The following is a 1,384-nucleotide window of genomic DNA, read 5'->3' as shown; positions in this document are numbered from 1 at the left end:
CGGTCGGGTCCAACCTCCGTCGGTACCGGTAACTTCAAACTCGTGCCCGTGTAGATGAATCGGGTGATTGGTCATCGTCAAGTTGCCGAAGCGAATACGCACACGCTCGCCCTGGCGCGCTACCATCGTGTCGATACCTGGGAAGACGCGACTGTTGAACGTGAACAGATTGAAGTCCAGCATGGTCGAGGTCTTTGGGACGAAGCTTCCCGGCTCAATGTCGTAGCTACCAAGCAGAAATACGTAATCGCGGTCGACTTTCATGAAGTTGGGATTTTTCGGGTGGGTAACCCAGAAGCCCATCATCCCCATGGCCATCTGCACCATTTCGTCGGCATGCGGGTGATACATGAACGTACCGGGCCGCTTAGCCTCGAACTCATACACCATCGTCTTGCCGGGCTGGATGCCTTTTTGCGTCAAACCGGTAACACCATCCATACCATTCGGTAGTGGTTGACCATGCCAGTGGATGCTGGTGTGCTCTGGCAGGCGGTTAGTCACGAAAATACGAACACGGTCACCTTCAACCACTTCGATGGTCGGCCCTGGTGATGCGCCGTTATACCCCCAAAGGTTTGCTTTCATGCCAGGCGCAAATTCACGCACAACCGGCTCAGCAACCAGGTGGAACTCCTTGACTCCGTTGTTCATGCGCCATGGGAGCGACCACCCGTTAAGAGTCACGACTGGGTTGTAAGGGCGGCCGTTCGGTGGCGGCGGTGGAACCTGGGTCGCGGCGCTCTGCATGATTACTGCTTCTGGGAGGGATGCTGCGCCCACTCGGCTGACTACCCCCGCCCCAATTAGCGCCGCAGCACCGGTGAACAAATCTCTACGTGAAACCATCTCAATTCTCCAATTAATGTTCAGCTGCTGGCGCAGAGCCCGACGCTGCAATGGTTGCGCTCGAAACGGCTCCGCCGCTGCCGTTTATTGCTGTCTGTAGTTCGGTCTCTGCAATCCAAAAATCGCGTTGCGCTTCAATAGCGCCGTTGACGCTCGTGATTTGGTCGCGCGAGTCGGCCAGCAGCTCGAAAACGCTGGCAAGCATCCCGTTGTACCGGAGGAGGACCTCTTCCGAAATCTGCTTCCTTAGCGGGACCACCTCGTCGCGATAGTGTTTGGCGACGTCATACGTAGTTCGGTAGGCCGAGTACGCTTCGCGCACTTCTGAGCGCACGCGAACAGCCGTATCGGCGGTACGATTGACAGCGAGCATGTACGTTGCCTTCGCACGAGCACGTCGAGACCCACCCCAGTCGAAGATAGGCAGTTCCAGCGATATTTCGTAGCCGTTCTCACGAGGCGCCCCGGTAGTGCTCTTGTTGGCGTATCCAGCGTCCAAAACGTTAATGAAGCCTGTGGCGTTTGTAAGACCCAG

The 1,384-nt window shown here is 56.8% G+C and carries 2 protein-coding genes; both read right to left on the bottom strand.

Annotation, left to right across the window (positions count from 1 at the left end; all coding sequences use genetic code 11):
• A partial coding sequence (locus NX775_RS23860) for a copper oxidase (protein WP_258838243.1) occupies positions 1 to 849 on the bottom strand: 849 nt, incomplete at its 3' end.
• A 13-nt stretch (positions 850 to 862) separates the two neighbouring features.
• Positions 863 to 1,384, bottom strand: a 522-nt coding sequence (locus NX775_RS23855) for a TolC family protein (RefSeq protein ID WP_258838245.1), incomplete at its 5' end; no start/stop codon positions are given.

This window comes from Massilia aurea, assembly GCF_024753205.1.
In the GTDB taxonomy this organism is placed as follows: Bacteria; Pseudomonadota; Gammaproteobacteria; order Burkholderiales; family Burkholderiaceae_D; genus Telluria; species Telluria aurea.
Note: the sequence above shows the minus strand (reverse complement) of the source record. Positions and strands in the feature narration are given on the sequence as shown.